The organism is Bradyrhizobium xenonodulans (assembly GCF_027594865.1).
In the GTDB taxonomy this organism is placed as follows: domain Bacteria; phylum Pseudomonadota; class Alphaproteobacteria; order Rhizobiales; family Xanthobacteraceae; genus Bradyrhizobium; species Bradyrhizobium xenonodulans.
Genome location: NZ_CP089391.1, coordinates 4,506,387 through 4,521,581, shown reverse-complemented (window position 1 = coordinate 4,521,581; position 15,195 = coordinate 4,506,387). Strand labels below are relative to the sequence as shown.

At 65.4% G+C, this 15,195-nt stretch carries 12 protein-coding genes; 6 read left to right on the top strand and 6 right to left on the bottom strand.

Annotation, left to right across the window (positions count from 1 at the left end; genetic code table 11):
- Positions 1-7: 7 nt before the first annotated feature.
- Entirely contained in the window at positions 8-949 is a 942-nt protein-coding gene (locus I3J27_RS21265; protein WP_270160385.1) for an acetamidase/formamidase family protein, read from the bottom strand.
- Positions 950-1,166: 217 nt separating this feature from the next.
- Here I3J27_RS21265 and I3J27_RS21260 point away from each other — a divergent pair, with 217 nt between their 5' ends.
- The 4 genes from I3J27_RS21260 to I3J27_RS21245 are packed head-to-tail and all read left to right on the top strand — an operon-like array spanning position 1,167 to position 5,168.
- Positions 1,167-1,934 (top strand): YdcF family protein, encoded by a 768-nt coding sequence (locus tag I3J27_RS21260; RefSeq protein WP_270172858.1) that lies wholly within the window; start codon positions 1,167-1,169, stop codon positions 1,932-1,934.
- Positions 1,935-1,994: 60 nt separating this feature from the next.
- The gene (locus I3J27_RS21255) at positions 1,995-2,777 is read left to right on the top strand and encodes a DUF169 domain-containing protein (protein ID WP_270160384.1); all 783 of its coding nucleotides are present in this window, start codon (positions 1,995-1,997) and stop codon (positions 2,775-2,777) included.
- A gap of 9 nt (positions 2,778-2,786) precedes the next feature.
- Positions 2,787-3,965, top strand: a complete 1,179-nt coding sequence (locus I3J27_RS21250) for a saccharopine dehydrogenase family protein (protein ID WP_270160383.1) — start codon at positions 2,787-2,789, stop codon at positions 3,963-3,965.
- 24 nt (positions 3,966-3,989) lie between these two features.
- On the top strand, positions 3,990-5,168 hold the full coding sequence (locus I3J27_RS21245) for a saccharopine dehydrogenase family protein (RefSeq protein ID WP_270172857.1): 1,179 nt from the start codon (positions 3,990-3,992) through the stop codon (positions 5,166-5,168).
- A 139-nt stretch (positions 5,169-5,307) separates the two neighbouring features.
- Here I3J27_RS21245 and I3J27_RS21240 read toward each other — a convergent pair whose 3' ends face one another.
- A complete protein-coding gene (locus tag I3J27_RS21240; RefSeq protein ID WP_270160382.1) occupies positions 5,308-6,504 on the bottom strand; it encodes an FAD-dependent monooxygenase in 1,197 nt (398 codons plus the stop codon).
- Positions 6,505-6,652: 148 nt separating this feature from the next.
- Between I3J27_RS21240 and I3J27_RS21235 the strand changes: the two genes are divergently transcribed.
- The gene (locus tag I3J27_RS21235) at positions 6,653-7,123 is read left to right on the top strand and encodes a MarR family transcriptional regulator (RefSeq protein ID WP_270172856.1); all 471 of its coding nucleotides are present in this window, start codon (positions 6,653-6,655) and stop codon (positions 7,121-7,123) included.
- On the opposite strand, the gene I3J27_RS21230 is transcribed toward I3J27_RS21235, so the two are convergent.
- The 3 genes from I3J27_RS21230 to I3J27_RS21220 form a co-directional block, all read right to left on the bottom strand.
- On the bottom strand, positions 7,098-8,351 hold the full coding sequence (locus I3J27_RS21230) for an O-antigen ligase family protein (RefSeq protein ID WP_270160381.1): 1,254 nt from the start codon (positions 8,349-8,351) through the stop codon (positions 7,098-7,100). The genes I3J27_RS21235 and I3J27_RS21230 overlap by 26 nt on opposite strands.
- A gap of 157 nt (positions 8,352-8,508) precedes the next feature.
- Entirely contained in the window at positions 8,509-10,056 is a 1,548-nt protein-coding gene (locus I3J27_RS21225; RefSeq protein WP_270160380.1) for an undecaprenyl-phosphate glucose phosphotransferase, read from the bottom strand.
- Between the two features lie 120 nt (positions 10,057-10,176).
- Positions 10,177-11,310 carry a glycosyltransferase family 4 protein gene (locus I3J27_RS21220; protein ID WP_270160379.1) on the bottom strand — a complete coding sequence of 378 codons (1,134 nt, stop codon included), beginning with the start codon at positions 11,308-11,310 and terminating at the stop codon, positions 10,177-10,179.
- 202 nt (positions 11,311-11,512) lie between these two features.
- Here I3J27_RS21220 and I3J27_RS21215 point away from each other — a divergent pair, with 202 nt between their 5' ends.
- The gene (locus I3J27_RS21215) at positions 11,513-13,777 is read left to right on the top strand and encodes a GumC family protein (RefSeq protein WP_270160378.1); all 2,265 of its coding nucleotides are present in this window, start codon (positions 11,513-11,515) and stop codon (positions 13,775-13,777) included.
- Between the two features lie 156 nt (positions 13,778-13,933).
- Here I3J27_RS21215 and I3J27_RS21210 read toward each other — a convergent pair whose 3' ends face one another.
- Positions 13,934-15,115: a GNAT family N-acetyltransferase gene (locus I3J27_RS21210; RefSeq protein WP_270160377.1), complete on the bottom strand. Its 1,182-nt coding sequence runs from the start codon at positions 15,113-15,115 to the stop codon at positions 13,934-13,936.
- Positions 15,116-15,195 lie beyond the last annotated feature (80 nt).

Genomic DNA, 15,195 nt, shown 5'->3' with positions numbered 1-15,195 from the left:
GGCCGGCTCAGCCGTGCACGAGCGCCTTTTCGATCATGCAATGAATGCCCTTGGAGCCGTTGACCGTCTGGGTCACGCGCAGATCGGCGGCCAGGCTGCACAGGGTGTAGGCGTCCTCGCGCGACAGGCCTCGCGTCTCGCCGAGCAGCACGATCATGTCGCGCAGCGCCCGCACCACGCACTGGTCGAGGTCGGGGTCCATCGCCATGGTCATGTAGTGCGCCGCCGTCTCGGCGCGGGGGTAATCGAATTTGAGGTCCTTGCGCAGGGTGAGGCGAAAGCGGCCCTGCAGCGCGGTCTCGATCGCGGTGACGCAGACCTCGCCGTCGCCCTGCACGCCATGGCCGTCGCCGCAGGAGAACAGCGCGCCCGGGACGAACACCGGCAGATACAGCGTGGCACCGGCGCCGAGCTCCTTGTTGTCGAGATTGCCGCCCATCGCGCGCGGCACGAGCGAGGAGATGCGGCCCCATGCCGGCGGCGGCGACACGCCCATCACGCCGAAAAACGGCTTGAGCGGCAGGTCTAACCCCCACGGCATGCGGCCGACCATCCGCGTCCGGTCGAGCGGGATGGTGAGGATGCGCGTCGCGTGGAAATCGTCGGGCAGGGTGCCCGACAGCGGCTTGATCATGTTCCAGCCCCAATCCTGCCGGAGCTGGACATCGAGGATCTCGACCGCGAGCACGTCGCCGGGCTCGGCGCCCTCGACCGCGATCGGGCCGGTGAGGATGTGGCCGGGAAGCATGCGCTCGTTTTTGGCATGAACCTCGACCATCTCCGGCGGAATGTGGAATTTGTTGCGGTCGGGCAGCATGTCGGGACCACCGCTGATGGTGTCGACCGTCACCTCGTCGCCGCTTTTGACGGTGAGCACGGGCTTGAGCGCGGCTTCGAAAAAGCCCCAATGGCAGGTCTCGGGGCTCGATTGCAGGTGGTGATGGGTCATTTGCCGCGTCCAATCGGTTTCATCAGAACTCGTCATGAGAACCTGTTATGCCCGGGCTTGACCGGGCGATCGATCCTCTTTCAAGAAGATTTCTGAAGACGGACGGGCCGGTCAAGCCCGTGCAAGACACGTTCATTCATGACACGATCATTCAATGCACGATCATTCCAGCGAGGCTTCCCTGTATTTCGTTTTGTCCAAGACCCTCGGCATCGCGCTGCTCCCGGTCAATCTTCTGGTCGAGCTCGGAATCCTGTCGCTGCTGCTGATGCTGACGCGCTTTGCCGCGCTCGGCCGCAAGATCGCCGTGACCACGCTGGTCCTGCTGGCGCTGGTCGCGTTCTCGCCGCTCGGCAATCTGCTGCTCTATCCCCTGGAGTCGCGCTTTCCGGCCTGGGACCCGTCGCGGGGCGCGCCCGACGGCATCATCGTGCTCGGCGGCTCGGTCGACACCGATCTGTCGGCGGCGCATCGCACGCCGGTGGTTTCGCATGCGGCGGATCGCATGCTGGCGCCGGCCGAGCTCGCGCGTCGCTATCCGAATGCGCGCATCGTCTTCACCGGCGGCACCGCGAATTTGGTCTCGACCGAGGCGAGGGAAGCCGATTACTCCGCGCCGATCCTGGAAAGCCTCGGCATCCCGAAGGAGCGGCTGATCCTCGAGCGCGACTCCCGCAACACCTGGGAGAATGCGATCTTCACGAAACAGCTGGTGGCGCCGAAACCGGGCGAGCGGTGGCTGCTGGTCACCTCGGCCTTCCACATGCCGCGCTCGATCGGGATTTTCCGCAAGGCCGGATTTGACGTCGAGGCTTATCCCGTCGACTGGCGGATGGGTGGGCGCGACGATCTTTTCGAATTCACCCGCAACGGCACCGAGGGCCTCGGCAAGACCGACATCGCCGTGCGCGAATGGATCGGCCTTTTGGCGTATCGCGTCATGGGGCGGACCGGCGAGTTGCTTCCGGGACCTGGCAAGGACTAGAACGAGGGCTGCAAAACAAGAACACAGCACCGGCGCACGATCGCCGGCCGGGAGGACGTCATGCAACAGCAGAGCGCAGACAGGATCGATCTTGCCGGCCTCGTTGCCGATCTCAACAGCCTGTTGCGGCTGAAGACGACGGTGATCGGCATGAAGCTGTTCGCGCATGCCGCGGACATGGAGGCGATCCCGAAGATCCGCCGGCCCAATGCGGTCCACACTACCGACCAGATCGTCAGCATGGCCTCGCGGCTCGGCTGGACCGTCGGCATCACCGGCGACGATCTCGTAGGCAACCAGTGCCGCGCGGTGATTGGCTTGGCGCCCCAGGACGAAAAATGGCTCGCCGGCGAAAATTATGTCGGGGTCTGGCACGGCACCGCGGAGGATGCGCGCAAGCGCCAGGAGGCGCTGGACGTGGTTCCGTTCGGGCAGTATCAGGCGCTCGCGGTCAGCCCGCTCGCCAGCGGCCGGCTCGATCCGCCCGACATCTGCCTCGTCTATGCAACGCCCGGCCAGATGATCATCCTGATCAACGGGCTGCAATATACCGGCTACAAGAAGTTCGAATGGGGCGTGGTCGGCGAGACCGCGTGTGCGGATTCCTGGGGGCGGGCGCTCAAAAGTGGCGAGCCCAGCCTGTCCTTGCCATGCTATGCCGAACGGCGCTATGGCGGCGTGCCGGACGAGGAGATGCTGATGGCCTTGAAACCCTCGCATCTCGCCAAGGCAATTGAAGGCATGAAGGCGCTGGCCAAGAACGGCCTGCGCTATCCGATCCCGCCCTATGGTATTCAAAGCGATGTCCGCGCCGGCATGGGCGTGAGTTACGCAAAGAAATAAAGGCCGACCATGAGCTCTGCGAAATTCGACATCGTCGTCTACGGCGCGACCGGTTTCACCGGTCAGCTCGTCGCCGAATATCTGACCCAGCAATACAAGAGCGACAACTCGCTCAAATGGGCGATGGCGGGCCGTAGTCTCGGCAAGCTGAAGGCGGTACGCGATGCGATCGGCGCGCCGGGGAATACGCCGCTGATCGTGGCGGATGCGTCCGATGCCGCCTCGCTGAAGGCGATGGCGGAGCAGACGATGTCGGTGATCACGACGGTCGGTCCGTATCAGCTCTACGGCGAGGAACTGCTCGCTGCCTGCGTCGCCACCGGTACCGATTATTTCGATCTCTGCGGCGAGCCGATCTGGATGCGGCAGATGATCGACAAGTACGAGGCCGCGGCGAAAGAGAGCGGTGCGCGCATCGTGTTCTCATGCGGCTTCGATTCCGTGCCGTTCGAGCTCGGTACATTCTTCGTGCAGGAAGAGGCGAGGCGCGTGTTCGGCGCGCCCGCAGCGCGGGTGAAGGGGCGCGTGCGCGACATGCGTGGCACGCTCTCGGGCGGCACCGCGGCAAGCGCGAAGGCGACCTTCGATGCGGTTGCCAAGGACATCAGCCTCATCGCGATCCTGAACGATCACTTTGCTTTGACGCCGGGGTTCACCGGCCCGAAGCAGCCGAAGGGCAACAAGCCGATCGTCGAGGACGATCTGCAATCCTGGGCGGCGCCGTTCATGATGGCGCTGATCAACACCCGCAACGTTCATCGCTCCAACATGCTGATGGGCTTTCCCTACGGCCAGGATTTTGTCTACGACGAGATGGTCCTGACCGGCCCCGGCGAAAAGGGCGAGGCCAACGCCAAGCGCGTGATGGCCGCCAATGCCGAGAAGACCGGCCCGAATGCGCCCAAGCCCGGCGAGGGTCCCTCGAAGGAGGAGCGCGAGAACGGGCTCTTCAACTTGCTCTATGTCGCGATCGCGCCCGACGGCCGCATGGTCCGCGCCGGCGTCACCGGCGACCGCGATCCCGGCTACGGCTCGACCTCGAAGATGATCTCCGAATGCGCGATCTGCATGCTGCGCGACACGACGGATGTCGCCGCCGGATTCTGGACCCCGGGAGCTGCGATGCAGCACAAGCTGATCAAGCGGCTGCGCGACAATGCCGGGCTGACGTTCGCCGTGGAAGCTTAAATCCACGGTCTTGCAGGAAGCATCATCGTGTCCGCGAAGTTCGACATCGTCGTCTACGGCGCAACCGGATACACCGGCCAGCTTGTTGCCGAGTACCTCGCCGCGCACTATGTCGGCGACGGCGCGCCGACATGGGCGATGGCCGGGCGCAGCAGAGACAAGCTCGCCTCCGTTCGCGATGCGATCGGCGCGCCCGCGGACACGCCGCTCATCGTAGCCGATGCAGCCGATCCGGCGTCGTTGCGGGCGATGGTCGATCAGGCGAAGCTGGTCGTCACCACGGTCGGCCCATACCAGCTTTATGGGTCCGATCTGCTTGCCGCCTGCATCGCGGATGGCACCGACTACATGGATCTCTGCGGCGAGCCGATCTGGCTGAAGCAGATGATCGACAGGCACGAGGCGGCCGCCAGGGCGAGCGGAGCGCGCATCATGTTCTCCTGCGGCTTCGATTCCATCCCGTTCGAGCTAGGTGCGTTCTTCGTGCAGGAGGAAGCGCGGCGCGTGTTCGGAGCGCCTGTGCCGCGCGTAAAAGGGCGCATCCGCGACCTCAGCTGGAAGTTCTCCGGCGGCACCTCGGCGAGCGCCAGGGTCACCTTCGAAGCGGTCGCGCAGGACCTCAATCTGGTGTCGATCCTCAAAGACCCATTTGCGTTCACGCCGGGATTCGAAGGGCCCAGGCAGCCGCGTGGCAACAAGCCCATCTTCGAGGAGGATCTGCAATCCTGGTCCGCCCCGTTCGCGATGGCGATCCTCAATACGCGCAATGTCCATCGCTCCAACATGCTGATGGGATTTCCGTATGGCCGGGATTTCGTCTACGACGAGATGGTGCTGACGGGGGCGGGGGACGAAGGGCAGGCCAACGCCAAGCGCGTCATGGCGGCCAACAGCGAAAAGACCGGCCCCGAGGCGCTCAAGCCCGGCGAGGGGCCGTCGAAGGAAGAGCGCGACAACGGTCACTACGACCTGCTCTACGTTGCGATCGCGCCCGACGGCCGTCAGGTTCGCGCGACGGTGAAGGGCGATCTCGATCCCGGCTACGCGTCAACGGCGAAGATGATTTCGGAATGCGCGGTCTGCCTGTTGCGCGACGCGCCGGATGTCCCGCCCGGTCTCTGGACGCCGGGCGCGGCGATGCAGCACAGGCTGATCAAGCGGCTGCGGGAGAATGCGGGGCTGACGTTCGAGGTGGAGAGCTAGGCGCGATTGCGCGCCACAATCACGGTGTCATCGTCCGGCTTGACCGGACGATCCAGTATTCCAGAGACAGCAGTGATCGAGCCGAGGAGCCGCGGCGTACTGGATGCCCCGCCTTCGCGGGGCATGACAGCGTCAATCGCTACACCGCCCGCGCATCGTACGCGTACATGAAATCCATGCCCTTGGCGCCCAGCGGCAACAGCCATTTCATCATCTGATTACGGACCCAGGCGCCGGTGGCGCTGAATTCGCGCTTGCTGTTGCCGTTGCGGCGGGCGATGGCGACGATCTTCTCGGCGCGCGGGCGCCGTTCGGCCTCGAAGGCCTGGAAGGTGACGCCGAGCTCCTGGCCTTCCTGCATCAGGCGTGCGAGCCGCATCGCATCCTCGAGCGCGAGCGAGGCGCCCTGGCCGGCATGGGGGCTGGTCGCATGGGCGGCATCGCCGATCAGGAGCGAGCGCTTGCGCGACCAGGTCGGCAAGGTCGCGACGTCGAGCGTGTCGGTGACCACGATATTCTCGGCGGCTTCAATGATGTCAGGAATCGGATCGTGCCAGCCGCGGTGGAAGCCGCGCAGATGCTGTTTCAAGGTCGTGTGGTCGAGCGCGCGGAACATCGCGGCATCCATGCCGTGCGCGGGCTGCGTGCTCCACCACATCACGCCGTCGGTCGGATCCGGGCTGCAATAGCCGTAGCCGAAGAAGCCGCTCTGACCGAACGTGGTCTCGACATGCTGGCCGATCGACCTACCGTCGAGCACCGCGTGCGGCACGAAGCCGCCGAAGCCGATCAGCCCGGTGTTGAACGGTTGCGGCCCGTCCGGCACGACCTGGCGGCGCGCCACCGAGTGCACGCCGTCGGCGCCGATCAGGAAATCGCCTTCGGCCGTGGTGCCGTCGGAGAAGTAGGCGATGATCGGCTGGTCGCCGCGGTCCTCGATCTTGATCAGGCGCTTCTCGAAATAGAGCGAGACGCAAGCGCACCAGGCCTTGTCGATCAGGATTTCGTTCAGCGTGGCGCGGCAGACGTTCACCGCGGGCTGGCCGAAGCGCCGCGCCATGTCGCGGTTGATCGAGCCGAGCCGCTCGCCGCCTTGCGAATAGAAGTCGAAGGCCTCCGCGATCGAGCCGCGGCTGATCAACTCGTTCGCAAGTCCGATCTCGTCCAGCACATGCATGCCGTTCGGCGCGATCTGAAGACCGCCGCCAATGCCTTTCGCATAGGGCCAGGCCTCGTAGATCGCGGACTCGATGCCGGCGCGGCGCAGCAGGATCGCGGCGACGGGCCCGGCAATGCCGGCGCCGATGATCAGGGCCTTGCGGGGACGGGTGGACATGGCTTGCTCCCGACGTTTCCGTGGTGCTAGGAGAAAATTACGGTCGCTAAATCTCTTAGTGGCTAAGATATATATCGACTAAGATACGGGGTCGGCCTTGTCAAGGACGAAGGCGCGCGCTGCGCTGTTGCAGGAGCTCGAGGAGGCGATGCGCAGGTCGTCCGCGCAGGGCGTGCTCTATGGCCAGACCGTTGCGAACGTTGCCGGAATTGCCAATTCCGACCTTGAATGCATGGACATCCTGTATCTGGAGGGCCGCGTCACCGCGGGCCGGCTCGCCGAAGTCACGGGCCTGACCACCGGTGCCATCACCGGCGTGGTCGACCGGCTCGAGAAAGCAGGCCTCGTGCGCCGCGAGCGTGACGAAAAGGACCGCCGCAAGGTCTTCATTTCCGTCGTGCCGGAGACGGCGATGAAGATCGGCCAGCTCTACGTGCCGATGCAGCAGGCGATGGAGAAGGTTTTTGGTGCCTATTCCGACGAGGAACTGCGCCTGCTGCTGCGCTTCGCGACCGAAGGCTACAAGGGCGTGCTTGCGGCGACCGAGGCGTTGAAGGGCCTGCTCGACACGCCGCCGGAGAAACGTCCCGATCTCAAGCTGAAGAAGCGTCGTCGCTAGTCCTTTTGTAGACCTGCGCGGCCGCGATCATCCCCCACATCGCGCCCAGCATCATCCAGAAGTGGCGCCAGTGGTCGGTGTCGATCACGAAGCTTTCGCCGACGGTGCCGACGAAGGCGGAGAAGACGGCGAGATAAGCGCGCTGCCAGGGCACACGCACGAAGATATGCCGGAAGCCCATGATCACGGTGGTGAAGACCAGCGCGGGATAGCAAACGCCGGACAGCCAGCCGCCGGACATGAAGGCGTTCAGATAGGAGTTGTGGGTGTCTTCGGGGAAGAAGCGGTGGAATTGCAGGGGGCCGATGCCGAACGGCAGGTCGAGCGCCATCTCCGCACCGAGGATGTGCCGGCCGAACCGGCCGAACCGGCCCTCGTCATAGCTCTGGTCGAAGCTGGCGCGCTGCTTGAACATCTCGGCGATGGAATCGAACGACAGCAGCACGGCGATCAGCGCAAGGCCCAGCACCGCGGCGACGATCGCCATGACGATGATGCGCGAGCGCTGCGCGTTGGTGCGGCTGGTCAGCACCATCAGCGCCAGCATGAAGGCGGAGGTCAGCACCAGCCCGCCCCAGGCGGCACGGGAGAAGGCGAGCAGGATCGCCAGCGACATGATGGCGAAGGCGATGACGTTGCGGAACGCCTTGGCCAGCTTGTCCGAGACCACGCTCTGGAGCGCGAACAGCGCCGGCAGGATCAGGAAGGCGCCGAGCACGTTCGGGTCCTTGAACGTGCCGCGCGCGCGTCCGTAGAGGGTGAGGAGATCGTCTCCGCCGGGAACGAGGTGGAAGTAGCCGGCGAGCGCCGACAGCGAGGCGACCATCGCGCCGGCCACGAGGCCGCGCCGGAGCATGTCGAGCCGGGCGGCGGTGTCTTCCGAGGTGACCATCGCGAAGAACACGACGGTGACCGCCATGTACCAGGAGGTCGCGATCCAGCTCACCACCTCGGACTGCTCGAACAGCGGGATCGCGCTGATTGTGTAGCCGACATTGAGCAGGACCAGCATCAGCACCAGCGGCATCAGTGCGAGACGCAGACGCAGGCCGGTGGCGAAGAAAATGACGCTCGCGAGCAGCGTCGCGATCTCGTAGGGGCTCGGCTCGATGAAGACGATCGCGCCGGACGCGCCGACCAGCCACACCAGCGCACGCTGGATGGCCAGCACGCCGGGCGCAGCGCGAACCGCTGCATTCATCTCCCCGGCTGTCGCCGCATACGCCATTACACGCTCACGCTACTGGAACACACAACTTCCGCCGTCATGCCCCGCGAAGGCGGGGCATCCAGTACTCCGAGCCGTTCGTGGCAGTTTCCGCTGCCGGCGATTACTGGATCGCCCGGTCAAGCCGGGCGATGACAGCATGGCTCGGGTAGCAAACTCAATACGCGTTCTCGTTCTTGGTCAGCAGCGAGACCGGCGTCTTCAGGAGAATGACGAGGTCGAACAGAACCGACCAGTTCTCGATGTAATAGAGGTCGAACTCGACGCGCTTCTGGATCTTCTCTTCATTGTCGATTTCGCCGCGCCAGCCGTTGATCTGGGCCCAGCCGGTGATGCCGGGCTTGACGCGGTGGCGGGCGAAATAGCCGTCGACGGCTTCGTCGAACAGGCGGCTCTGGAGCTTGCCCTGCACCGCATGCGGGCGCGGGCCGACCAGGGAGAGATTGCCGGAGAACACCACGTTGAAGAGTTGCGGCAGCTCGTCGAGGCTGGTCTTGCGGATGAAGCGGCCGACGCGGGTGACGCGCGGATCGTTCTTGGTCACGACCTTCGACGCGGTCGGGTCGGCCTGGTGGTGGTACATCGAGCGGAATTTGTAGACGTCGATGCGCTCGTTGTTGAAGCCGAAGCGCTTCTGGCGGAACAGCACCGGACCGGGGCTGTCGAGCTTGATGGCCAGCGCGACCAGTCCCATCACCGGCAGGGCTGCAAGCAGCGCGAGGCTGCCGACGACGCGGTCGAACAGCCATTTCATCACCAGATCCCAGTCGGTGATCGGCGCCTCGAACACGTCGAGCGTCGGCACCTCTCCGAGATAGGAATAGGAGCGGGGGCGGAAGCGCAGCTTGTTGGTGTGCGCGGACAGGCGGATGTCGACCGGCAGCACCCAGAGCTTCTTCAGCATCTCCAGGATGCGCGTCTCCGCCGAGATCGGCAGCGCGAACAGCACGAGATCGACGCGGGTGCGGCGGGCGAACTCGACGATGTCGTCGACCTTGCCGAGCTTGTGCGCGCCGGCGCAGGTGTCGAGCGCGCGGCTGTCGTTGCGGTCGTCGAACACGCCGAGCACGTGGATGTCGGAATCGTCCTGCGCCTTCAGCGCCTCGACGAGCTGTTCGCCGTTGCTGTCGGCGCCGACGATGATGGTGCGGCGGTCGAGCCGGCCCTGGCGTGCCCAGGCGCGCACCAGCGAGCGCAACATCAGACGTTCGGAGATCAGCGCGGCGAGCCCGAGGACGTAGAAGGCGGCAAGCCACAGCCGCGACACCTCAGTGCCGAACTTGGCGAAGAAGGAAATGCCGATGAACATCAGGAAGACGAACGACCAGGACGAGATCATCCGCGTCATCTGCCGGAGCTGACCGCGGAACATTTGCACCTGATAGATGTCGGCGGACTGGAAGCAGACGACGGCCGCGACCGCGACGGCGACGATCTGGGCAGGATAGGCCCAGCTGAAGTCGGCAAGCGGCATGACGTAGCCGACATAGAGCGCGACCCCAACGAGGGTCAGCAGCACGAAGTCGATCACGCGCACGAAGCCGGTGATGACGATCGGCGAATAGGCGCGGGCGACTTTCTGGTTGACGACTTCGAGCGCTGCCGGCGTCAGGCGGCGGCGACGTTCCACGAAGGGCTGATCAGCGGGCCTCGCCGCGGCGCTGGTCGCGGCATCGAGCATCGAGCGTGCGTTGAGCGGTTCCACGGGCGTCCACGTCCATTCCAAAAACCCGCGGGCCGCGACTTAGCGCCCCGGGCGAGCATCCCCTGGCTCCTGGATTATCGGACAAATCGGAAGATTCTCTAAAGCCAGCCTTAAGGATGGTTAGTGTTTGGTAAATGCGTCGCGATAACCCGCGAGCACACCGTCGACCATCGCGGCTTGCGAAAAATGCGCGGAGATGCGCTTGCGAAGTGCGGCTGCGCGCTGGGCGGTGCCTTGGGGATCGTCGAGCGCGGCGGCAATCGCCTCTGCCATCGCCTCGGCGTTGCTCGCCGCGAACAGGGCCGGGCTCTGGGGCCCGAAGATCTCGGGGATGCCGCCGACGCGGGCCGCGATCATGGGAATGCCGGCGGCGCCCGCTTCGATCACGACATAGGGCATGGAATCGCCGCGCGAGGGCACGACCAGCAGCCGTCCCTTGGAGAAGCCGTAGCGCGCCTTGACGTGGCCGATGAAGCGGATGGCGCTGGTGAGGCCGAGCCTCTCGACCTGCGCTTTCAAGGTCGCGGTTTCCTCGCCGTCGCCGCCGAGCGTGAGCGTGACCTTCTTGCCGCCCTCGTGCAGGCGCGCCATCGCATCGACCAGCAGATCCGCTCCCTTGATGTGCCTGAACTCGCCGACATAGGCGAGATCGGTGGCGTCGTCAGCGAGGACCATCGGCTCGAATTCTTCCGGCGTCACGCCGTTGAAAACGCAGTGCACCACGCCTTTGGCCGTACCGACGATGCGTTGATAGGTGTCGCGCGCAAACGCGCTCTCGAACAGGAACAGGTCCGTCGCGTCCATCAGCGTACGTTCGAGCCGCGCGTAAAACTCGCCCTTGAAGGTGTTGAGGGGATAATGCAGCGAGCCGCCATGCGGGGTGTAGATGCGGATGGTGTCGTCCGAGCGCCGCCGCATGCGGACGAAGGCGCCGGCCTTGGCGCCGTGGCCGTGCATGACGTCGGGCTTGAGCTCGCCGATCAGGCGCCGCATCCGCAGCCACACCAGGACATCGTCGGGCGAGGGTTCACGGCGGATCGCGAGGCGATGCACGCCGAGCTTCAAGCGCGGTGCGAGCTCGGCCAGCGCCTTGTCGGCGCGCTCGCCGCCGGTCAGGCTGTCGGCGAGAATCCCGACGTGGTGACCGCGATCGACCTGACCGTTGGCGAGATCGAGGATGTGGCGGAAGATGCCGCCCACGGGCGCGCGCACGGCGTGCAGGATACGGAGCGGCCGGTCGGGAGAGGGGGGCATGATCAGAACCAGCGCGGCGTGCGGCGAATGCTCGACGATTTTCGAAATATCGAGATGGATTAAGAGCCCTCGTGGTTAACAAACGGTGACGAGGGCGCATGCATCAGTCGCGGCGCGGCGCGATTAACCCAGCAGCAACCTTAATGGAGTGTAATCGCCCCGGTTGAGGTAGAGTCGCAGCATTGCCCTGCGGGAGTGTTCGATGCGTTTAGCGTTCTGGCGTGCCGGCAAGGACAAGGCTGTGATCGAGCGGGCGGTGTCGAAGCCCAAGGCCGAGGTCGCGCCGAAGGTGGAGGCGAGGCCTGCGCCCGCTGCCGCGAAGCAGGAGCAAGTCGAATCCGGCGACATCGATCTGCATGCGCTCGGCGGTGCACTCGCCCGCAAGCGCGGCTGGATCATCGTGCCGACGGTGCTCGCGCTCGTCGCCTCGGTGGCTGCCGTCAATCTCGTGACCCCGCGCTACAAGTCTGAAGCGCGCATCCTGATCGACGGCCGCGAGAACGTGTTCCTGCGCCCGAACACCGACCGCACCGAGGAGCGGCAGGCGCTCGACGCCGAGGCCGTCACCAGCCAGGTGCAACTGGTGCTGTCGCGCGATCTCGCGCGCGAGATCATCAAGAAGAACAAGCTTGCAGAGCGACCCGAATTCGATCCGGTGCTGCAAGGCGTCTCGCCGCTGAAGTCGCTGGCGGCAATGGTCGGCATCGGCCGCGATCCGTTCTCGATGACGCCGGAAGAACGCGTGCTGGACGCCTATTACGAGCGTCTCCAGGCCTACGCCGTCGACAAGTCGCGCGTGATCGTGGTCGAATTCCAGTCCGCCGATCCGGATCTTGCCGTACGTGTCGCCAATTCGATCGCCGACGGCTATCTCGTGCTCCAGCAGAGCGCGCGCCAGGAGCAGGCCAAGAACGCCAGCCAATGGCTTGCGGGCGAGATCGAGAGCCTGCGCAAGAAGGTCTCCGATGCCGAGACGAAGGCGGAGGATTTCCGTTCGAAGTCGAGCCTGTTCGTCGGCACCAACAACACCACGCTGTCGAACCAGCAGATGGGCGAGGTCAATACCCAGCTCAACAACGCGCGCGCGCTGAAGGCCGATGCCGAGGCGAAAGCGCGCCTGATCCGCGAGATGCTCCAGAGCGGGAAGCCGATCGAGGCCTCCGAAGTGCTGAACTCGGAGTCGCTGCGCACGCCGTCCCAGCAACGCGTGGCGTTGCGAGCCCAATTGGCGGAGCAGTCCTCGACGCTGCTCGGCAATCATCCGCGCATCAAGGAATTGAAGGCGCAACTTGCCGACCTCGACACCCAGATCCGGGACGAGGCTGCCAAGATCGCGCGTTCGCTGGAAAACGACGCGCGCTTTGCCAGCGGTCGGGTCCAGGAGTTGTCGATGAGCCTCGAGCAGCTCAAGAAGCAGGCGACTTCGACCAACGGTCAGGACGTGCAACTCCGCGCGCTCGATCGCGAGGCCAAGGCGCAACGCGACCTGCTCGAGACGTATCTCGCCAAGTATCGCGAGGCCAACACCCGCGAGACCATCGACACCGCACCGACGGACGGCCGCATCATCTCGCGCGCCATCGTCTCGAACACGCCGGCCTATCCGAAGAAAATGCCGATCGTGCTGATCGCGACGATCGCGACGCTGCTGCTCTCGTCCGGCGTCGTCGTCACCGGCGAGCTGCTGCGCCAGACTGCGCCGCGCGCGGTGGCCGCGTTCATTCCGGCGCAAGCCCAGGTGTCGGCTCGCCAGGAACGGGTTGACCAGCCGGTTTTCCCGCCGGAGGTCGAGCCGATGGTCGATCCGGTCACGGTGGAGCCCGCGCCGCTTCAGCCGGAGATGACGGCTGACGCCGATGTCCGCGAATTCGCCGAGATCGAACACTTGGCCGAGAGCCTGCGCGCCGCAGGCCCGGCGGCAAAGAAGGTGACCGTGCTCGGCACCGCGGCCGGCGAAGCCATCACCCTGTCGACGCTGACGCTGGCCCGGCATCTGGCGCGCGAGGCCCGCGTCGTCGTGGTCGATCTCGCTGCGTCCTCGCCGACCATGGCCGCCGTGTCGGTCGATGCCTCCGCGCCCGGTCTTGCCGAGCTGATGCAGGGCGAGGCCTCGTTCGCGCAAATCCTCACGCGGGACAAGCTCTCGCGATTGCACCTGGTCATGGCCGGCCGTCCCGGCTTCGACCGCAGCCTGCTGCAATCGCCGCGCGTGACGCTCGCGATCGATGCGCTGCTCCGTGCCTACGACCACGTGCTGCTCGATGCCGGCAGCGCCTCGGATCTTCCAGCGGAGCTGCTGACGGCGCATGCCCGCGCCGTCGTGGTGCCCGATGCATCGATGGAGGCTGATGCGCGCACGCTGATGTGCGAGCAGCTTCGGGCCGTTGGCTTCAGCGAGGTGACGATGCTGAGCAGGCCGGTGCAGCCGTCGAATGCGGTCGAGACGCCGCGCGTGGTGGCGGCGTAGCTTTCTCTTTCCCGCTTCCCCTTGTGGGAGGGGTCTCTCCACGCGTTCGGAGCCGTAGGGTGGGCAAAGGCGCCCTTGCGCCGTGCCCACCACCTTTCAACGATTGCGGCAGACGTGGGCACGCTTCGCTTTGCCCACCCTACGATATTGCGAAGCCTAGCCGAACGCCTGTCGCAGCCTGCGCGCCAGATCGAACAGCATCTGGTTCTGCTTCACCAGCCGCTTGCCGTGGCTGAGCGAGGACATCGCCATCGCCGCGAGCTTGCCGCGCGAGGTCAGCGGGACGAAACTGTCGAAAATGGCTTCGTCGTCCTTGCAGAACATCCGCTTGTACTCGTCCGAGCCGATGCCGAGGTCGAGCGAACGATAGCCGCGCTCGGCGTAGCGGTCGATGATGTAGCGCATCAGGATCAGCCCGGGGCTGTAGCGGGCGTGCTCGGACATCGTGTAGGTGTTGAACATCATCGAGAAGCGCTGGCCGTCGGCGACGCCGGCGAAGATCGCGATGACCTCCTCGTCGCATTCGAGCGCGTGGATGTCGATGACCCGGCCTTCGCCGCGCGGTGCGAGGCAGGCGCTGCGGACGAAGGTTTCGACGCCCGGCTCGGCGAACACGTTCGGCAGCTTCTGTTCGGCCATCCGCACCGGCTTGACGCGGAAGAACCAGTCGAGCAGGCGGGTGACGTCGGCATCCGTGGTGGCAAGGTGATAGCGATAGCCGGCGAGCGCCTGGAGCTTCTTTTCCTTGCTCTTGAGGCGGCGGCGAAACGAGTTGCTGATCCGCGATGTGGGCGGCCCGCCCGGCTCCATCGTGAGCAGCGGGCAGCCGTTGACCGCGCTCTGCCGCGGCAGCAGCGCAAACGGATTTTGCTGGTCATGCCAGCGCAGCGGCTGCTGCGTCAGCGCGAGCACATCGGCATGCTCATGCAGAGGCGTGAGCAGCGCGTCGAGATCGGCGGCCGCCGTCTGCGCTGCGAACCCGGCGTTCCACAGGCCCATGTTGAAGGTGGTGTGCTTGCCACCCATGAAGCAGGCCGTGCGAACGCCGTGGCTTTGGCGCAGCGAGAGCGGCAGCAGCACAAGTGGCTGGCGCTCGGCATCGCGGGCAATGACGATGAAGGGGCGGGCGCCTTCGCAGCCGCCGACGAGCCGTTGCCACGGGCTGAGCAGGTCGAACCGCTGATAGGGCGTGAAGAGGTGGCCGGGCTCCTCGAGGGCGCGCCAGACCGCTTCGGCCTCGCCGAGATCGGCGACGATATCGACATGCGCGATACGGCTCGCTTGCGACCGCGCGGGCGATTCTGCCGTCCGGCCTTGCATCGCCGCAGCCATGGTCATTCGCGAAACCTGTCGAGAAATCAAAATAAGCGTAATTCGGCCTGTGGCCGACCTTTGCAAAGAAATGTCAACAAAGGGTA

What these genes read in the sequence shown, in the direction of transcription:
- I3J27_RS21265 (WP_270160385.1), bottom strand. Translation starts at nt 949, where the DNA reads ATGACCCATCACCACCTGCAATCGAGCCCCGAGACCTGCCATTGGGGC.
- I3J27_RS21255 (WP_270160384.1), top strand. Translation starts at nt 1,995, where the DNA reads ATGCAACAGCAGAGCGCAGACAGGATCGATCTTGCCGGCCTCGTTGCC.
- I3J27_RS21250 (WP_270160383.1), top strand. Translation starts at nt 2,787, where the DNA reads ATGAGCTCTGCGAAATTCGACATCGTCGTCTACGGCGCGACCGGTTTC.
- I3J27_RS21240 (WP_270160382.1), bottom strand. Translation starts at nt 6,504, where the DNA reads ATGTCCACCCGTCCCCGCAAGGCCCTGATCATCGGCGCCGGCATTGCC.
- I3J27_RS21235 (WP_270172856.1), top strand. Translation starts at nt 6,653, where the DNA reads ATGCGCAGGTCGTCCGCGCAGGGCGTGCTCTATGGCCAGACCGTTGCG.
- I3J27_RS21230 (WP_270160381.1), bottom strand. Translation starts at nt 8,351, where the DNA reads ATGGCGTATGCGGCGACAGCCGGGGAGATGAATGCAGCGGTTCGCGCT.
- I3J27_RS21220 (WP_270160379.1), bottom strand. Translation starts at nt 11,310, where the DNA reads ATGCCCCCCTCTCCCGACCGGCCGCTCCGTATCCTGCACGCCGTGCGC.
- I3J27_RS21215 (WP_270160378.1), top strand. Translation starts at nt 11,513, where the DNA reads ATGCGTTTAGCGTTCTGGCGTGCCGGCAAGGACAAGGCTGTGATCGAG.
- I3J27_RS21210 (WP_270160377.1), bottom strand. Translation starts at nt 15,115, where the DNA reads ATGACCATGGCTGCGGCGATGCAAGGCCGGACGGCAGAATCGCCCGCG.